Genomic DNA, 16181 nt, shown 5'->3' with positions numbered 1-16181 from the left:
AGCACCGCCATGCGCCGCCTCTTTATCCAGTTCTATCTGTTGCTGATAGGCTGCTTCACCCTCGCCATCCTGCTGGTGGGTGTGGTCTATCAGGTGACCGCCGAACGGGCGGGTGATCGCTATCTCGAACGCATGATGCAGGGCTCTCTTGGCCTGTTGACCGGCGAGTTGGCAAGAACCCCGCCCGAGCGCTGGCCCGATCGGCTGGCCGAGCAGAGCAGTCAGTTTACCCTCCCCCTCAAGATCGGCGAGCTGGTGCGCCAGCCCCTGGCCAGCGAGGATCAGGCCTTTCTGGCTGCCGGCAACATTGTCATCGTCGAGGAGGATGACACCTTCCTGCAGCGCATCCCCGATACCGATCGGGTGCTGATTGTCGGCCCTGTACCCTACCTCTCCTACCTGCACGAGCTGCACTGGGTCGATGTGGGGCTGCTGCTGGTGATCGGCCTATCCCTCGGCCTGCCCATTCTGCTCTGGTTGCGTCCCCACTGGCAGGGATTGCAGCAGTTGGAGCAAACCGCACGTCGCGTGGGCGATGGGGATCTCTCCTGCCGAACCAATCTGCCGCCGGGCAGCAGCCTGGCCCGGGTGGGACGCACCTTCGATCAAATGGCGACCCAATTGCAGGCCATGATTGCCAGCCGCAAGCAACTGACCGATGCCATCGCCCACGAGTTGCGCACCCCGCTGGTCCGGTTGCGCTATCGGCTTGCCATGCTCGATCCTGCCCCTGCCGAGCAGGAGCAGCAGGCGCTGGAGCGAGATCTGGGAGCGCTGGACGCCCTGATCGAAGAGATGCTCACTTACGCCAAGCTGGATAGACCCGAACTGCCGCTGCAGCAGGACGAGCTGGAGCTCAGCCACTGGGCACAAGCGCATCTCGGCGACTGGCAAGCGCTGGCACCCGAGAAGAGGCTCACCCTCGATTTGCCGCCACGCCACATGCCCTGGTGCGGCGATCAGCGTCTGCTGACCCGCGCGGTGGAGAACCTGATCGGCAATGCCCTGCGCTACGCCGAGAGCGAGGTTACCCTCTCCATCTCGCGGCTGCAGGAAAACTATCTGCTGGAGGTGAGCGACGATGGGCCGGGGATCGATCCGGCGCTGGCGCCCCAGATCTTCGAGCCGTTCGTACGCCTTGATCAGAGCCGGGATCGTCGCACCGGCGGCACCGGGTTGGGGCTGGCCATCGTGCGCAGCATTGCCCGTCATCACGGGGGGGATGTGGCGTTGCTGGCCAGTGACCACGGCGCCCGCTTCTGCCTCACCCTGCCTGTACATTTGGATACAAACCGTCACCAACCGCTCACTGAAGGGCCGCTGCAACCGTCATAGGATGACTGTCATGGAGAACGCTCCATAACATCAACCCGAATAAGGAAATTGAACATGAAAAAGATCATTCCCCTGACCCTGGCAGCCGTCTTCGCCCTCACTTCCGGTTTCACCATGGCGGCCACTCCGACCAAGACAGCCACACCGCAGGCGACCCAGACCAAGGTGGTGAAAAAACACCATAAAGCCACCCACGCCAAGACCCCAGCCGTCAAAGTCGCGCCGAAAACCAAGTGATCCAACCGGTCACTGGATAGCACAGAGGGAGGCTGACGCCTCCCTTTCCATCTCTTCCCGAAATTTTCCTGACGAGCGCCTCCCTCGTCCAAACCGGATCCACGACCCGGCCCCCTTTGCGGGAAACGGTCAATGACCACAGGAACATGGCATGTGGCGTCATCTGCTTAAATGGCTCGGCCCCTTGTGCAGCTTGCTGCTGCTCGGCACCGCACTGACCGTACTGTATCACCTGACTCAGGCATGGCACTGGCACGATATTCGTATGGCCATCTGGTCCCAACCCCTGCCGCGACTGGCGGGCGCCCTGCTACTGACCCTGCTCAGTTATGGTTGCCTCTGCAGCTATGACATGCTGGCGCTCCATGCGCTGGGCAAGCGCCTTCCCTGGCAACAGGTCAGCATCACCTCCTTTATCGCCTACACCTTCTCCAACACCCTGGGCTTCGCCCTGCTGACCGGCACCTCGGTACGCTATCGGCTCTACTCAGCTCTCGGTCTGGCGACCGGTGAGGTAGCCCGAGTGGTGCTGTTCTGCTCCATCACCTTTTTCCTCGGCCTGCTGGCGTGGGGAGGTGGCGCCCTACTGACCTGCGATGTATCACAGCTGCTGCCTGACTGGCCGCAATGGGCAGATACCCTGCTCAGGCTGGCGGGCGTCATGGCTCTGCTGTTGGTGGCCTGCTACCTCTGCTGGCCCACACACCGTCTCTCCTGGCGCGAACACAGCCTGATCCTGCCCTGCTTCAAGGTTCGTCTGTTGCAGCTGTTGGTCGCGCTGGCCGACTGGATGGCCGCCGCCGCCGTGCTGTTTGTGCTGTTGCCTGCAGATAGCGTCCCCTACCCTGTGCTGCTCAGTGCCTTCGTGCTGGCCAGCTTCCTCGGGGTACTGGCCCACGTGCCGGGCGGGATTGGGGTGTTCGAAGCGAGCATGAGCCTGTTGCTGGCTAACTATCTGCCAACCGACAAGCTGCTCGCCTCGCTGCTGCTCTATCGCTGCATCTATTACCTGCTTCCCTTTCTCTGTGCCCTGCTGCTCTTTGCAAGTCAGGAGATGCTGCAACAAAAAGCGCGCTGGCAGCGGCTACAGGGGCTGATGAGCGCAGTGCGCGAATTTCTTCCCGCCCTTATCAGCATGGGCACCTTCGCCGCCGGCAGCCTACTGCTCTGCTCGGGGATGATCCCGACCATGCGCAGCCACATTGAAGTCTGGCTGCAGGTGTTGCCGCTCCATCTGCTGGAGCTCTCCCACGTGCTCGGCAGCGTGAGCGGTATCCTCCTGATCCTGCTGGCGCGCAGCCTCTATCGCCGTCACGACGCCGCGTTTCGCATCACCCAGCTGCTGCTGGCACTGGGGATCGCCTTCTCCCTGCTCAAGGGGGGCGACTGGGAGTCAGCCCTGCTGCTTGGCAGCTTCCTGCTGATCATGACCCCCTGCCGTTCTCTCTTCTATCGCAAGGGGTCGCTGCTCTATCCCCAATACACCCCTGGCTGGCTCATCTCGGTCGGCGCCGTGCTGCTGGGAGCGCTGTGGCTGCTGCTCTTCTCTTATCGCCAAGTGGAGTACGACCACGCCCTCTGGTTCCACTTCTCGCCCCATGGCGGGGCGGCCCGCGGCCTGCGCGCCATGGGGAGCGTGGTGGCCGTGCTGGCCGTGGCCGGGGTTGCCCAGCTGCTTGCACCGCTGCGCGTAGTCGGTGAAAAACCGGACAAGGAGACGCTGGCGCGCGCCCAAAAGCTGGTGGTGCGCGAAGGGGGGATCCACGGCTATCTGGCCCAGTTGCAGGACAAGTCCCTACTGTTCCACCCCGCCGGCGATGCCTTCCTGATGTATGGCATCGAGGGCAACAGCTGGATTGTGATGGGGGATCCGGTCGGCCGCCCCGAGCAGATCGAAGAGCTGCTCTGGCAATTTCGCGAGCGGTGCGACGAGCACGACGCCAACCCGGTCTTTTATCAGGTCTCGGCCCGCTATCTTCCGCTCTATCTGGAGCTGGGGCTGATCCCCTTCAAGCTCGGTGAAGAGGCGATGGTCGATCTGGCCACCTTCGATCTGGCGGGCAGCCGGCTGCGCAACCTGCGCCAGAGCCACGCCAAGGGCAAACGGGAAGGACTGACCTTCGAGGTGGTCGAGGCAAGTGCCGTGGCCCCCCTGCTGCCCAGATTACAAACCGTCTCCGATACCTGGCTGCAGAGCAAGATGGGCAAGGAGAAGGGCTTCTCGGTCGGCCGCTTCGAGCCTGACTACCTGACCTTGAGCCCGGCTGCGCTGGTGTGGCACGAGGGGCAGATCGTCGGTTTTGCCAACCTCTGGGTGAGCGATAACAAGGAGATGCTCTCCATCGATCTGATGCGCTACAGCCTGGATACCGGCACCGCCCCCATCATGGATTTTCTCTTTGTCGAACTGCTGCTGTGGGGCAAGGCGCAAGGGTACGCCAGCTTCAATCTGGGGATGGCCCCCATGTCCGGCTTCAACGATCACCCGCTCGGCAGCTACTGGGCCCGCCTTGGCAATACCCTGTTTGTGCGTGGCAGCCGTTTTTACAACTTTCAGGGGCTCAGACGCTACAAGGAGAAATTTTCGCCCCGCTGGGAACCCCACTACCTGCTCTGCAGCAGCAAGCTGGTACTGCCCAGAACCCTGACTCACCTGATCACCCTGATTAGCCGCGGCCCGCTGGGGCTAATCAAGAAATAGGAGCATGGCCAATGAGAGCCCTGATTTTGCTGTTACTCAGTCTCGTACTGCCCGTTTCGTCGTTTGCGGCGCACGCCGCCCCGGTCAAGGATGACCTGAGCCTGATTGAGCTGCCGGTCAAGCAGCCATCCGACGCCCCCATGGTGATCTTTCTCAGCGGCGATGGCGGCTGGGCAGCCCTCGACAAGGGGTTGAGCGCCCAGTTTCAGCTGCACGGCATACCGGTCGTGTGCTGGAGCTCCCTCACCTACTATTGGAAGAAGAAAACCCCGGAGCAGGTGACCACCGATCTGGAGCGGATCCTCGATGATTATCAGGCCCACTGGCAGCGCCCTCGCTGGCTGCTGGTGGGCTTCTCGTTTGGTGCCGAGATTGTCCCCTTCGTCATCAACCGGCTGCCGGAGCACTATCGTCAGGGGCTGATCGGTGCCGTGATGCTCTCCCCCTCCACCAGCTCGGATTTCGAGATCCACGTCAGCGACATGGTGACCCACAAGGCGCGGAGCTACCCGACCGAGCCGCAGGTGAAGACCATCCGCGACCTGCCGATGCTCTGCCTGCAAGGAGCCGATGACGATGACGGCGACCGCCTCTGCCCCCGTCTCAACCAACCCAACGTCACCAGCATCACCCTGCCGGGTGGCCACCACTTTGAGGATGATTACCCGGTGCTCTATCAGGCCATCACCAAGCATCTGAACCTGCCCCCGGATCCGCAGCCTGTGGAGCATTAACCAGTATCACCACGGGATGCCTTTCAAGTACCGAGCAGGGCAAATCAGCGAGCAATGAAAAGGGCCTCTCTTGCGAGAGGCCCTTTAACTGAATTCGACAGCAAGTTTGACAGGATCAGGCTTGGGTTCGGCAGCAAGATCACTGTGGCTGTTCACTCCAATTGGCCAAGCGGCTCAGCCAGATGCTGGGCTATCAACAATGAGGATTTGCAGTCCTATGCTGACAACTGCTCGGGATTGCGCCATAAAAAAAAAGCCCTGATGTTTCCATCAGGGCTTTGCAATTTGGCGGTGAGGGAGGGATTCGAACCCTCGATACGTTGCCGTATACACACTTTCCAGGCGTGCTCCTTCAGCCACTCGGACACCTCACCAAATTTTGGTCTGTGGTTTAACGTGTTCAGCCAACACGGTGCTCGCTACGCTGTTGCGCTGGAACGGGGCGTAATTTAGGGGAAAGCCCCGCCCGCGTCAACGGCTTTTTTCACCTGGCGAACCGTTCGAACACTTAATGCACAGATTCCGGTGCGACCTGGATTTCTGGCAGGTTGAGGAAGCCGGAACGTTCGCATTCGGCAACCAGTTCGTGGGTGGCAGCGATGGTGCTTTGCACGAACAGCAGGAACTGCTCGACGCTGAGTCCGGCCTTGGTAAAGACGGTGTGGCCGACCACCAGCCGCGGAAGGTTGTCATCGATGATATCGAGGAACACCTTGAGGGAGGGGTACTGCATATTGAGTCGGCCCAGTTCGGCAACCAGCGGCAGCATTGCGGAGGGGCGCACTTCCAGCTCGGAGGAGAACAGCAGGCCTTCCTCTTCCACGAAGATCCGGCTCTCCTGAATACCATCGACCGACTGCAAAGAGACAATGTGGATACCGTGACACTGGTCGCAGACATAGTGCTCGATACGAGCCTGTTGCAACCAACGCATTATCATTTCGGAGCTGGGGATATTCATCATTTCCACGACAAGATTGGGATCAAGGGGCGCAGTCTAAACCAATTTGCTATCAACAAAAAGCACGCCAACCCGATAACCCTGCGGCTCGCTTCTTTTTGGCAAGCGCTATGCATATACTCAGCCAAATCCACGATGACGCTTGCCCCACAGGGGGCCCCATGACTATCCAAGAAAAGTATCGCCTTCATCTGAAATCACTCTCGGATGAGCTGCTCACCCTGCAAAAACCCATCCGCATTCTGGATGCCATCAAATGGCCACGCCATCTGCAGGATCGCTTTCTGGCAAGCGGTGGCAGGGAGCTGCCCGCTATCGACAGGCACTTCTATGATGCCCTCCCCCTCGGCTTCGATCCGCGCAACAAGTATCTGGAGCTCAAGGAGCTGCGGGACCGGATCCGCAGAAAGTTGGGGCCACAGGACGATCTTGGCCGGATCCTGCAAGAGACGGTCGATCAGTACATGGTGGTGATCGAGATGCTGCGCCAGCGCGGCCAACCCGATTTTCTGCGTTACAGCCAGCTGCTTTATGGCTCTGCCAGCGATCACCTGCGCGGGGATCGCAAGACTCTCAAGGAGCTGGGCGCCCGCCTGTGCGATATCTTCTCCCTGCCCGGCGCCCGCCATCTGGTGCGCCCCTACCCCAAGGAGTTCGAAGGAGAGGCCGCGGTCGCCAAACTGCAGGGCAAGCTGTCGAGCTACTTCAGTGACGGCACTGTGCAGGTGAAGCTGAGCGATGGCATCGTCTCCGATGCCGCTGCCGGTGGCGACTACATCAAGCTCAACTCCCACGCCCGTTTCTCCGAGCTGGACTTGCAGGTGCTGGAGGTACACGAGGGGTGGGTCCATGTCGGCACCACCCTCAACGGTCGCCAGCAGCCTTATGCCACCTGGCTGAGCGCCGGTTCACCGCGGATCACCGCCTGTCAGGAGGGGTTGGCCGTCCTGATAGAGACCCTCACCTTCAGCTCCTTTCCGGATCGGGCCAAGCGTATCTCCGATCGGGTGATGGCCATCGACATGGCCGAACGCGGCGCCGATTTTATCGAGGTGTTTCAGCACTTCGTGCAGCAGGGCACCAGCGAGCACGACGCCTACAAGATCACCCAGCGGGTCTTTCGTGGCGGCATGGTGGGCGGCGGCGCCTGCTTTACCAAGGATCTCTCCTACGTGCGTGGCTATGTGGAGACGGTCAACTTTATCCGCAGCGCCGTGTTGGAAGGGGTGCCCGAGATCCTGCCGATGCTGTTTGTCGGCAAGGTGACACTGGATGACATTCCGGTGCTCTATCAGCACTATCTGGAGGGGCTGATTGCCGCTCCCCGCTATTTGCCGCCGATGTTTCGCGATCTCACCGGCCTCTATGTCTGGTTCGGTTTTGCCTCCGGCATGTCGCTGGTCGATATCGGCCGGGTACAGCACCATTTTCGCCAGCTATTTCAACGCCTGCCGGTGGCCGACCCCATCATTGCGCCGGTGGATATCGAGATAGACTGAACCACAGCGATACAAGTTGGGGAAAATAAAAAGGGCGCCAGATTGGCGCCCTTCTCGACGATTCAATTATCGCAGCCGACTTACTTGTAGGCCCGACCTTCGAGATAGTGTTTGCGACAGAGTGACACATAGCGATCGTTGCCGCCGATCTCCACCTGCTCGCCATCACGCATCACCTGCCCTGCTTCGTTGACCCGGGAGTTCATGTGAGCCTTGTTGCCACACCAGCAGATACTCTTCAGCTCTTCAAACTTGTCGGCCAGACAGAGCAGATGGTAGGAGCCCGGGAACAGCTCGCCGCGAAAATCGGTCTTGAGGCCATAGGCCATCACCGGAATATCCTGCTCATCGACGATGCGGGCCAGCTGGTAGACCTGCTCACGGGTCAGGAACTGGGCCTCGTCCACGATGAAAACATCGATATGTTTCTTCGCATGGCGCGCTTTCACCATTTCAAACAGATCGCAGCTGTCGCTGAACACGTCCACCTTCAGTTCAAGGCCAACCCGGGCACTGATCACCCCGACCCCGAAACGGTCATCGATGGCTGGCGTCATCGCCAGAGGATGCATGCCCCGCTCCAGATAGTTGAAGTGCGCCTGAATGAGCTGGGTGGATTTGCCTGAATTCATGGTGGCAAATTTGTAGTGCAGTGAAGCCATGATACTGTTCCGAAACTGAATTTATGGGGCGCATGCTAACCAAAGCCCCTGACAAAACCAAGGGGCCCGCGGGCCCCTTGCTCTATAAATGTTACGCGGTGGCCAACACTGGCCGCGCTTTGGCCTTTTTCAGGTGATAGCCGGTAAAGAGCACGAACCAGAGGGCACTGACACTGAAACCGGCCAGGCTGGAGTGCATCAAGCCCATCGCCAGGTAACCGATGGCCGCACCGAAGGCGATGGCCAGTGCATAGGGCAGCTGGGTCATCACGTGATCGATGTGATGGCAACCGGCACCGGTGGCAGAGAGGATGCTGGTGCTGGAGATGGGTGAGCTGTGATCCCCGAACACCGAGCCAGCCAGTACCGCAGCCAGCATCGGCAACATCAGGCTGATGTCGCTGGCGGCGGCCATGTCACCGGCCAGCGGCAGCATGATGCCGAAGGTACCCCAGCTGGTACCGGTAGCAAACGCCATGGCACAGGAGAGGATAAAGACCACGGCAGGTAGCACTTCGATCGGCAGGTTGCCGTTAGCCAGCGAAGCCAGGTACTTGCCGGTCTCAACGTCGCGCACCACGGCACCTATGGTCCAGGCAAACAGCAGGATGTTGATGGCTGGCAGCATGGCCATGACGCCTTGCGGCGCGGCCTTGATCCAGTTCTTGGCACCCAGCTTCAGGCGCATAGCCAGACCGATGGAGACCACCAGACTGCACAGGGCACCGTAAACCAGCGAAGAGCCGACGTTGGTGTTTTCGAACGAGCCAAGCACGCTGAAGGGCAGCCCTTTCTCGCTCAGCACCGCAGCACCGGAATCAATCATGAAATAGATGGTGGCGGCGGTCAGGGTCAGGATCGGCAGTACCATGTCGATCATGCCGCCGTTGCTCTCCTCCGGGCTCTCCATATCCAGACCGATGGGGCGGCCCTTGGACTCATCCCACAGCTTGCCTTCCAGCGCCCACGCTTCGTGTTGACGCATCGGGCCGATATCCAGCTGACAGGCGATCACCACCAGCACCATGATGAGGGTGAAGACGGCATAGAGGTTCATCGGGATCATCTCGACAAACGCAGCGATGGGGCTCTGCTCGGTCAGACCGTGGGCCGCCATGATGCCGCCAACCAAGGCGATGATATAAGCCCCCCAGGAGGAGATGGGCATCAGCACGCAGACCGGCGCTGCGGTAGAGTCCAGCAGATAAGCCAGTTTGGCACGGGAGATCTGGAAGCGGTCGGTCACCGGACGGCAGATTGCCCCCACCGACAGGCTGTGGAAGAAGTCATCGATAAAGAAGGCAAACACCATCATGCCAGTCAGGGCTTTGGCGCCCTTGCGGGTCTTGGCACGACGCTCGGCCCACTCGGCAAAGGCACGGGTCGCCCCGGAGACGCTCATCAGGCTGATGAGGCCGCCCAGCAGCAGCATAAACAGGATCATGTTGACGTTGTCACGATTGAGCGCACCATCGACCCAGAAGATCTTGAGCACGGTATTCAACATGTAATGCAGGGATTCGAGGGGCGAAAACTGATTGAGCAGCAAACTGCCGGTGACGATGCCCACACCAAGGGACAACAGTACGCGGCGGGTTAGGATCGCCAGCGCGACAGCCAACAGGGGGGGAAGAACGGACCAACCGGAGTCGGCGAAATGACTAATGTCCATGATCTCTTTGCACCTAAAGATTACAGGTGGAGATCTACCGAGAGGATCTAAAGAAACAAAACCTATGGGGAGGTCATACTCCTCAGCCCCTTCAGGTAGCGCTCCATAGTGGATGACTATGGCAGTCCTGCACCTATTAGATGCAGAACCAGCAGCCCGGTATGATGGCCTAGCCACTTCGGCGCTGACTCCTTTCCTTGTGCATCACAGGCATCACCCTCCGCACAAATACTCATAGGCAGCGCGCCTCTACTTAAAGGTATTCGCCGCACATTTTATCGAGATGGCAGCTTATAGCAAGTTTTTTGATTAAATAGTCACGATAAACATATCAAGGTCGGAAAATGGTAGTCAAATGATGCAACAACGCCAGCTTTGACGCTATTTTCACCTACTGCGGCTTCATTGGCATCCAATCACCAAGCCTATTGCAGGCCATATTAAATATCTGTATTGATGTTCCCCACGGATATTATATTTAACCCGGCTTGACTTATTTAAATCACCAAGCAAGAATCTGCTGGAACATAATATTTTTCTCTGACTCGACGTGGTAACTCCTATGAATGAATTTTTAAAGGTACTGCTTAATATCCGCAGTCTGCGTGCGACCTGCCGCGAGCTTTCTCTGGAACAACTGGAAGAGGCACTGGAAAAACTCTCTACTATCGTTGCTGAACGTCAGCAGGATGAAGCTGCCGAGCGCCAAGCCCGTGAAGAGCATCTGCGGAAAATTAACGAATATAGCGAAATGCTGAAAGCAGCCGGTATTGACCCGGCAGAATTGGTAAGCGCTGTCGCTACCAACCCCGGCAAATCAGAAAAAGCCAAGCGGGCGCCACGTCCGGCCAAATATCGCTATCAGGATAATGGCGTAGAGAAAACCTGGACCGGCCAGGGCCGTATGCCTTCGGTCATTGCCAGCGCAGTGGCAGCAGGCAAATCACTGGAAGACTTTGCTATCTGATCTCAATCTCGTTGCTAATAAAAAACCTCGCCAAGGCGAGGTTTTTTATTGCCGCTTAAACGTGAAATATCAGATAGCTGATTGCGGGCGATCTGCTGCCTTGACCCATAGCACTTCACGATCCCCTGCCACGCAGATGAGATAGCGGGCAACGGTAAAGAACCAGTCACTCATCCGGTTCAGATAGGGCAGCACCTTGGGATTGACCCGCTCTTCCCGGCTCAATGTCAGCAGCAAACGCTCGCAATGACGCACCAGAGTACGCACCACATGTGCTTGCGCCGCGGCACGGGAACCACCGGGCAATATAAATTGGCGCAGCGGCGGCAATGGCTCGCTATAACGATCTATCTGCTGTTCAAGGCGAGTGATCCAGGCGGCATTAACTTGCCAAATCGATTCATTCTGGGCATCGCTGGAGAATGCCAACTCCCCCCCCAGATCAAACAACTCCTGTTGCAACAGCTGTAAATCAGCCAATAAGCCGACCTCTTGCGATGGGACGTCACAAATCAGCAAGCCAATATGGGAGTTGAGCTCATCGATATAACCGTAGGTCTCGACCCGCAAATGATCCTTGGGCAATGGGATACCATCGGCCAGCCGGGTCATGCCCTTGTCGCCCTGCCTCGTATATATTCTCATACCGACATCCTGTTAATAATGGGAATAATCATGGACTCGAGTCCATTGAGTTTGATTTCGTAAGCCAACGCTAGCGTCTGGCCCAATTTACCCGCCGGAAAACCGCTGCGCGCCATCCACACCAGATAGGGCTCGGGAATATCGATGATACGTCGACCCTGATATTTACCGTAAGGCATCTTGTTGGTCAGGGTCAGCAGTACCTGTTCGTCGGATAGCCAATCCATATTAATCGATATCCAGATATTTATGAGTCTGGATTGAGAGTCGCCAGTTACGCGCGATACAGGTATCCATCGCCAATTGGGTGGCCCGTGGTTTCTGGCTGATCGGCTGCAAGGCAATGACCACGTCCGGGCGCAGGGTAGCGGTAGCGAGCAGCGCATCCAGCTCTTCAATATGGTGCTCGGTGGCCACCGGATGCTTGATCTCGTTGGCACGCTCCAGCGCCGAGACCAGCACAGGCAGCCCCCCTTTCATACCGATCTTGGGGGAGACTGTTACCCAGGTCTGCTCATGAGTCTTGATCTCGCTGGTGCCACTGGTTTCAATCTGCACCTGATAACCCGCCGCCAGTAATGCTGACGAGAGTTCGTGCAGATCGTAGAGGCAGGGCTCGCCACCGGTGATCACCACATGGCGCGCCTGATAACCCAGATCGCCAAAGCTCTTGATAATCTGCGCTGTGCTGAGTTGGCTCCAGCAATCGGATTCGTTGGAACGATCCAGTACCGCCGCCTTACCCACTTCACGAGCCGGATCAACAACCCAGGTATGACGGGTATCGCACCAGGGGCAGCCCACCGGGCAACCCTGCAGGCGAACAAAGATGGCGGGCAGGCCGGTAAAGATACCCTCCCCCTGGATGGTCTGGAAAATCTCGTTGATTGGGTAGTGCATCTCGATCACGGCTTGTTGCAAAAGTCGCGGATTATACCCCAAGCCACGGCAAGACGCAGGCTCACTCTGCGCTTTTCTCGCCCAGCCCGGTTTTCTCAAATAGTCTGGCCATGATGCCCGCCTTGTCGGCCAGATAGTTGTTCAGGCCGCGACGGCGCAGTTCACACGCAGGACACGTGCCGCAGCCGTCACCGGCAATGCCGTTGTAGCAGGTCAGGGTCTGCTGGCGCACCGTGTCGAGGTGACCATAGTGATCCGCCAGTGCCCAGGTCTCGGCCTTGTCGAGCCACATCAGGGGAGTTTCAAAACGGATGCCGCGATCCAGCCCCAGCGACACCGCCTGATTGAGGGCCTTGACGAACTCGTCACGGCAATCGGGATAGCCGGAGAAGTCGGTCTCGCACACACCAGTGATCACCGCTTCGGCGCCCACCTGATAGGCATAGATGGAGGCCAGGGTCAGGAACAGGATATTGCGGCCCGGTACGAAGGTGTTGGGCAGCCCGTTATCCTGCAGCTCGCAGCTGACAGGAATGTCGTCACGAGTCAGGGCAGAGACCGCCAGCTCATTGAGCAGCGTTACATCCATCACCTTGTGGGCGGCAATCCCCAGTGCACTGCCCAGACGGCGCGCGATGTCGATCTCTTCCCGATGGCGCTGACCATAGTCGAAGGTGATGGCGTGCACTTCATCATACTGAGCCAATGCCTGCACCAGACAAGTAGTGCTGTCCTGACCACCGCTGAAAACCACAACTGCTTTTTTCATCTTGATAACTCCTTGAATTGTCACCCGCGGCGGCCTTCGACAAAGTCCTGCCACTGGGTATTCAACCGATTGAACAGGGTCAGCAAGGGCGCATAGCGCTCCGGCCTCCCCTCCCACCGGGACAAGAGGTGATAGCCCGCCTCTATGGTAGAGAGGGCATCGGGAAAGGGTTTCTTTCGAATGGCATATTGACCGGCAATGGCACCAATGCCGATGCAGGGCAAGCGGGCCAGTGCCGGGTTGCTCTGCAACATGCGATAGGCTTTGCGCCAGGTGCCGTCAAGCAAGATAAAGGCGACGGATGCGGAGCTAGAGGATTCACTCTCCCACTGTTGGCGAAGATCGGTCAGCGAAATGGCATCCTCATCTGGCCAGAGTAGATAGCAGCGACGGGAAGGATCTGCAAGCAACCCATTGAGCCACTCATCGCGGGAAAAGTCCTCCCCCACATGGATCTCGCACTGTTGCAAAGAGACCGCCAGCAGTGCCGCGGTCCCCTTGGGATGTGCCACCTCGTTGGGGTGCTGCAAGATGTAGAGGGGCGTGTGATTGTCAACCGGCACAATATAATCGCACAGGCAGGCTTTGAGGGCTCGGGTGCAACGTGTACAGTATCGACTGTTCTTGTCGTTGGACTGTTTCATGTTGTCAGACAAATCTGGATTGCTCTGGGTTATCACGCTCTCTCTCACCAGCTTGCTACTCTTCTTTACCGTTCCCAATCTTCAGCTCTCCTTCGAGCGGCCCTTGATCGCCGGGGGCGAAGGGTGGCGGATCATAACAGGCAATCTGGCTCATACCAATCTGTGGCACCTGCTGCTCAATCTGGGCGGCCTCGCCATCCTCTATAGCCTGTTTCGCGACTATCTGGGTGGGGCTCGCCTGCCGCTGCTGATGTTGCTGCTCTGGTTGGCAGTGGGCTTGGGGATCTGGTGGTGGTGCCCGCAGACCCAGTGGTACATGGGGCTATCAGGCTCGCTGCATGGCCTGTTTGTCTGGGGGGCAATGCAGGATATCCGCCACGGACGCCGCACGTCGGGCTGGCTGCTGCTAGCGGGGATGGGGCTCAAGCTGGCGATGGACTTCTACAACGCGGGAGAGAGCCCGATCGCTACACTGATCAATGCCAGGGTACACATCGGCTCTCATCTTATCGGGGCCGGTGCAGGCCTGTTGCTCGGCCTGCACCGCGTATCACTGAGTGAGCCTGTTACGCACCAGCCAGCTCGGCATTGATGCTGGCCAGCATGGCGGCCGGATCGGCAGCCTGCGTAATGGGGCGACCGATAACCAGATAATCGGACCCCGCTTCGACCGCCGCTTTCGGTGTCATCACCCGGCGCTGATCCCCGGCCGCTGAACCGGTCGGGCGAATACCCGGGGTCACTAGCTTGAACTGATCACCCAGCAAGGCTTTAAGCTCATGGGCCTCGTTGGCAGAGCAGACCACCCCATCCAGACCGGATGTTTTGGTCAATGTAGCCAGCCGGATCACCTGCTCGGCCGGGCTCACATCCAACCCGAGGGGGAGCATGTCGGACTGCTCCATGCTGGTCAGCACGGTCACGCCGATAAGCAGGGGGGCCTTGTCGCCATAAGGCAGTAGCGCCTCTTTGGCGGCACGCATCATCCGCTCACCACCACTGGCATGCACGTTGACCATCCAGACACCGAGCTCGGCACTGGCTGCCACGGCTTTGGCAACGGTATTGGGAATATCGTGAAACTTCAGATCCAGAAAGACATCGAATCCCTTGGCCACCAGCTGGCGTACAAACTGCGGGCCAAACAGGGTAAACATCTCCTTGCCTACCTTGAGACGGCACTGGGCCGGAGAGATACGTTCAACGAACGCTAAGGCATCTGCCTCATGCTGATAATCCAGCGCTACCAGTACTTTGGGATCTTGCATCTCACATCCTATTGCTTGTTATTCACCGTCCAGACCACGGATCGGCTTGATGGAACCCCACTGGCGACAAGACGGGCACTGCCAGAACAGCGAGTGAGTGGCAAAGCCGCACTGCCGACACTTGTGGGTTGACTTGATTTTGATCTGCTCGCCGACCAGTTGTTGCAGCAGTTCGAGGCTCTCCTTGGCAGGCCCCTCCTCCGCACTGGCCAGCTGAAAACCCACCAGCTGGTAAAAACCTTTCATCGACGGATGACGACGCAGCTGACGCAACACCAGCGAACGGGCTTGGCTCAGGCCATCACGCTCTTCAACCAGCTTGGCAAGGGCCAGGGTCACGCTGACACCGGCGTGATCTTCCACTGCCTTCTCAAGCAGCGGGATCAACGCAGGCGTACGGCCCAACTGCTGATAGCACTCGAGCAATTTGGGCATTGCCTCGGAGGCAAAGTCGATATCCTGCTCGAACACCCGCAGCAGCTCCTTGCTGGCCTGCTCATACTCCCCCTCTGCCATGGCGAGCTCAGCGAGGCGCAAACTGGCCCGGGCACATGCCGGATTGATACTGAGCGCCCGTTTGAGCTTGGCCAGCCCCTCCCCTTTATTGCCCTCACGCAGCGCGAGCTCGGCTTGCTCGCAATAGAAATGGGAGATGGGGTCGGCCAGCTTCTTGCCCTGGAATTTTTGCAGACGAACCGCCACATCGATGGCCTTATCCCAATCCCGCAACTGCTGATGGATGATCAACAGCTGTGCCAGCGCCGTCTCTTCATAGTCGCTGTCATCACACAGCTCATTCCAGAGCGCTTCCGCTCGGTCCAGCAGGCCAGCAGCCAAAAAGTCGCGCGCAAGCTCCTGCAGGGCAAGCTGGCGCTGCTCCCGGGTCAGTTGGCGGGTTACCAGGTTCTGGTGGATCTTGATGGCACGATCAACCTCCCCACGCTGGCGAAACAGGTTGCCGAGGGAGAGGTGTGTTTCGATGGTTTCACTGTCCACCTCAAGCAGCTGGATAAAGAGATCCACCGCCTTGTCGGATTCATCGGACAGCAAATAGTTGAGGCCCGCCACATACTGGCGGGAAAACTGGTTACTCTGTTTTTGGGTGTCCTGGCGAACACTCCTGCGACCCATGTACCAACCATAACCGGCGGCGATGGGCAACAGCAGGAAAAGCAGTTCAAGCATTG

The 16181-nt window shown here is 58.7% G+C and carries 17 protein-coding genes, 1 tRNA gene and 1 riboswitch; of the genes, 7 read left to right on the top strand and 11 right to left on the bottom strand.

The genetic code is table 11. The features are described from left to right. Window positions 1-9: 9 nt before the first annotated feature. The 4 genes from rstB (at window position 10) to AB5Y84_RS14830 (ending at window position 5007) form a co-directional block, all read left to right on the top strand. Complete coding sequence (gene rstB / locus AB5Y84_RS14845; RefSeq protein ID WP_368177256.1) at window positions 10-1335, top strand: two-component system sensor histidine kinase RstB; 1326 nt, start codon at window positions 10-12, stop codon at window positions 1333-1335. A 54-nt stretch (window positions 1336-1389) separates the two neighbouring features. Further along, entirely contained in the window at window positions 1390-1572 is a 183-nt protein-coding gene (locus AB5Y84_RS14840; RefSeq protein WP_005337116.1) for a hypothetical protein, read from the top strand. 151 nt (window positions 1573-1723) lie between these two features. Continuing rightward, window positions 1724-4273 (top strand): bifunctional lysylphosphatidylglycerol flippase/synthetase MprF, encoded by a 2550-nt coding sequence (gene mprF / locus AB5Y84_RS14835; protein WP_368177255.1) that lies wholly within the window; start codon window positions 1724-1726, stop codon window positions 4271-4273. An 11-nt stretch (window positions 4274-4284) separates the two neighbouring features. Next, entirely contained in the window at window positions 4285-5007 is a 723-nt protein-coding gene (locus AB5Y84_RS14830; RefSeq protein ID WP_368177254.1) for an AcvB/VirJ family lysyl-phosphatidylglycerol hydrolase, read from the top strand. A gap of 286 nt (window positions 5008-5293) precedes the next feature. On the opposite strand, the gene AB5Y84_RS14825 is transcribed toward AB5Y84_RS14830, so the two are convergent. Both AB5Y84_RS14825 and AB5Y84_RS14820 read right to left on the bottom strand, forming a co-directional pair. Further along, a tRNA-Ser gene (locus AB5Y84_RS14825) sits at window positions 5294-5381 on the bottom strand. 134 nt (window positions 5382-5515) lie between these two features. Further along, a complete protein-coding gene (locus AB5Y84_RS14820; protein ID WP_005337119.1) occupies window positions 5516-5971 on the bottom strand; it encodes a YbjN domain-containing protein in 456 nt (151 codons plus the stop codon). A gap of 158 nt (window positions 5972-6129) precedes the next feature. Between AB5Y84_RS14820 and AB5Y84_RS14815 the strand changes: the two genes are divergently transcribed. After that, entirely contained in the window at window positions 6130-7467 is a 1338-nt protein-coding gene (locus AB5Y84_RS14815; RefSeq protein ID WP_149153116.1) for a flavohemoglobin expression-modulating QEGLA motif protein, read from the top strand. 80 nt (window positions 7468-7547) lie between these two features. Here the strand turns inward: AB5Y84_RS14815 and AB5Y84_RS14810 are convergent, their stop codons facing one another. Next, entirely contained in the window at window positions 7548-8129 is a 582-nt protein-coding gene (locus AB5Y84_RS14810; RefSeq protein WP_005351181.1) for a thymidine kinase, read from the bottom strand. Window positions 8130-8220: 91 nt separating this feature from the next. Then, on the bottom strand, window positions 8221-9801 hold the full coding sequence (locus AB5Y84_RS14805; RefSeq protein ID WP_069527952.1) for a Na+/H+ antiporter NhaC family protein: 1581 nt from the start codon (window positions 9799-9801) through the stop codon (window positions 8221-8223). Window positions 9802-9889: 88 nt separating this feature from the next. Continuing rightward, window positions 9890-10061, bottom strand: a riboswitch (Lysine riboswitch). A 302-nt stretch (window positions 10062-10363) separates the two neighbouring features. Here AB5Y84_RS14805 and AB5Y84_RS14800 point away from each other — a divergent pair. Then, complete coding sequence (locus AB5Y84_RS14800) at window positions 10364-10768, top strand: H-NS family nucleoid-associated regulatory protein (RefSeq protein WP_075115902.1); 405 nt, start codon at window positions 10364-10366, stop codon at window positions 10766-10768. A 69-nt stretch (window positions 10769-10837) separates the two neighbouring features. Here the strand turns inward: AB5Y84_RS14800 and AB5Y84_RS14795 are convergent, their stop codons facing one another. The 5 genes from AB5Y84_RS14795 to AB5Y84_RS14775 all read right to left on the bottom strand — a co-directional run bounded on the left by AB5Y84_RS14795 (window position 10838) and on the right by AB5Y84_RS14775 (window position 13726). Beyond that, entirely contained in the window at window positions 10838-11413 is a 576-nt protein-coding gene (locus AB5Y84_RS14795) for a cob(I)yrinic acid a,c-diamide adenosyltransferase (RefSeq protein WP_368177253.1), read from the bottom strand. Then, entirely contained in the window at window positions 11410-11640 is a 231-nt protein-coding gene (locus AB5Y84_RS14790) for a DUF3820 family protein (protein ID WP_005337126.1), read from the bottom strand. The genes AB5Y84_RS14795 and AB5Y84_RS14790 overlap by 4 nt, the downstream gene beginning before the upstream one ends. 1 nt (window position 11641) lies before the next feature. Next, window positions 11642-12313, bottom strand: a complete 672-nt coding sequence (queE, locus tag AB5Y84_RS14785) for a 7-carboxy-7-deazaguanine synthase QueE (protein WP_069555736.1) — start codon at window positions 12311-12313, stop codon at window positions 11642-11644. 61 nt (window positions 12314-12374) lie between these two features. After that, on the bottom strand, window positions 12375-13082 hold the full coding sequence (gene queC, locus AB5Y84_RS14780) for a 7-cyano-7-deazaguanine synthase QueC (RefSeq protein ID WP_368177252.1): 708 nt from the start codon (window positions 13080-13082) through the stop codon (window positions 12375-12377). Window positions 13083-13102: 20 nt separating this feature from the next. Continuing rightward, on the bottom strand, window positions 13103-13726 hold the full coding sequence (locus tag AB5Y84_RS14775) for a tRNA-uridine aminocarboxypropyltransferase (RefSeq protein ID WP_368177251.1): 624 nt from the start codon (window positions 13724-13726) through the stop codon (window positions 13103-13105). On the opposite strand from AB5Y84_RS14775, the gene rrtA reads away from it, so the two are divergent. Then, on the top strand, window positions 13725-14318 hold the full coding sequence (gene rrtA, locus AB5Y84_RS14770; RefSeq protein ID WP_368177250.1) for a rhombosortase: 594 nt from the start codon (window positions 13725-13727) through the stop codon (window positions 14316-14318). The two genes, AB5Y84_RS14775 and rrtA, sit on opposite strands and share 2 nt — an antisense overlap. Here rrtA and pyrF read toward each other — a convergent pair. Then, window positions 14293-14994 (bottom strand): orotidine-5'-phosphate decarboxylase, encoded by a 702-nt coding sequence (gene pyrF / locus AB5Y84_RS14765; RefSeq protein ID WP_368177249.1) that lies wholly within the window; start codon window positions 14992-14994, stop codon window positions 14293-14295. The genes rrtA and pyrF overlap by 26 nt on opposite strands. A gap of 18 nt (window positions 14995-15012) precedes the next feature. After that, window positions 15013-16179: a lipopolysaccharide assembly protein LapB gene (gene lapB, locus AB5Y84_RS14760; RefSeq protein ID WP_368177248.1), complete on the bottom strand. Its 1167-nt coding sequence runs from the start codon at window positions 16177-16179 to the stop codon at window positions 15013-15015. Window positions 16180-16181: the final 2 nt, after the last annotated feature.

The organism is Aeromonas sp. s11 (assembly GCF_040907945.1).
Taxonomy (GTDB): domain Bacteria; phylum Pseudomonadota; class Gammaproteobacteria; order Enterobacterales; family Aeromonadaceae; genus Aeromonas; species Aeromonas veronii.
This window is presented reverse-complemented; position numbering and strand designations above follow the sequence as displayed.

Excerpts from the sequence above, each read along its gene's own strand:
- AB5Y84_RS14820 (WP_005337119.1), bottom strand. The coding sequence starts at position 5,971 with ATGATGAATATCCCCAGCTCCGAAATGATAATGCGTTGGTTGCAACAG.
- AB5Y84_RS14815 (WP_149153116.1), top strand. The coding sequence starts at position 6,130 with ATGACTATCCAAGAAAAGTATCGCCTTCATCTGAAATCACTCTCGGAT.
- AB5Y84_RS14775 (WP_368177251.1), bottom strand. The coding sequence starts at position 13,726 with ATGAAACAGTCCAACGACAAGAACAGTCGATACTGTACACGTTGCACC.
- mprF (WP_368177255.1), top strand. The coding sequence starts at position 1,724 with ATGTGGCGTCATCTGCTTAAATGGCTCGGCCCCTTGTGCAGCTTGCTG.
- rrtA (WP_368177250.1), top strand. The coding sequence starts at position 13,725 with ATGTTGTCAGACAAATCTGGATTGCTCTGGGTTATCACGCTCTCTCTC.
- AB5Y84_RS14800 (WP_075115902.1), top strand. The coding sequence starts at position 10,364 with ATGAATGAATTTTTAAAGGTACTGCTTAATATCCGCAGTCTGCGTGCG.
- AB5Y84_RS14805 (WP_069527952.1), bottom strand. The coding sequence starts at position 9,801 with ATGGACATTAGTCATTTCGCCGACTCCGGTTGGTCCGTTCTTCCCCCC.
- AB5Y84_RS14810 (WP_005351181.1), bottom strand. The coding sequence starts at position 8,129 with ATGGCTTCACTGCACTACAAATTTGCCACCATGAATTCAGGCAAATCC.
- lapB (WP_368177248.1), bottom strand. The coding sequence starts at position 16,179 with ATGCTTGAACTGCTTTTCCTGCTGTTGCCCATCGCCGCCGGTTATGGT.
- AB5Y84_RS14830 (WP_368177254.1), top strand. The coding sequence starts at position 4,285 with ATGAGAGCCCTGATTTTGCTGTTACTCAGTCTCGTACTGCCCGTTTCG.
- pyrF (WP_368177249.1), bottom strand. The coding sequence starts at position 14,994 with ATGCAAGATCCCAAAGTACTGGTAGCGCTGGATTATCAGCATGAGGCA.
- rstB (WP_368177256.1), top strand. The coding sequence starts at position 10 with ATGCGCCGCCTCTTTATCCAGTTCTATCTGTTGCTGATAGGCTGCTTC.
- AB5Y84_RS14795 (WP_368177253.1), bottom strand. The coding sequence starts at position 11,413 with ATGAGAATATATACGAGGCAGGGCGACAAGGGCATGACCCGGCTGGCC.
- AB5Y84_RS14840 (WP_005337116.1), top strand. The coding sequence starts at position 1,390 with ATGAAAAAGATCATTCCCCTGACCCTGGCAGCCGTCTTCGCCCTCACT.
- queE (WP_069555736.1), bottom strand. The coding sequence starts at position 12,313 with ATGCACTACCCAATCAACGAGATTTTCCAGACCATCCAGGGGGAGGGT.
- AB5Y84_RS14790 (WP_005337126.1), bottom strand. The coding sequence starts at position 11,640 with ATGGATTGGCTATCCGACGAACAGGTACTGCTGACCCTGACCAACAAG.
- queC (WP_368177252.1), bottom strand. The coding sequence starts at position 13,082 with ATGAAAAAAGCAGTTGTGGTTTTCAGCGGTGGTCAGGACAGCACTACT.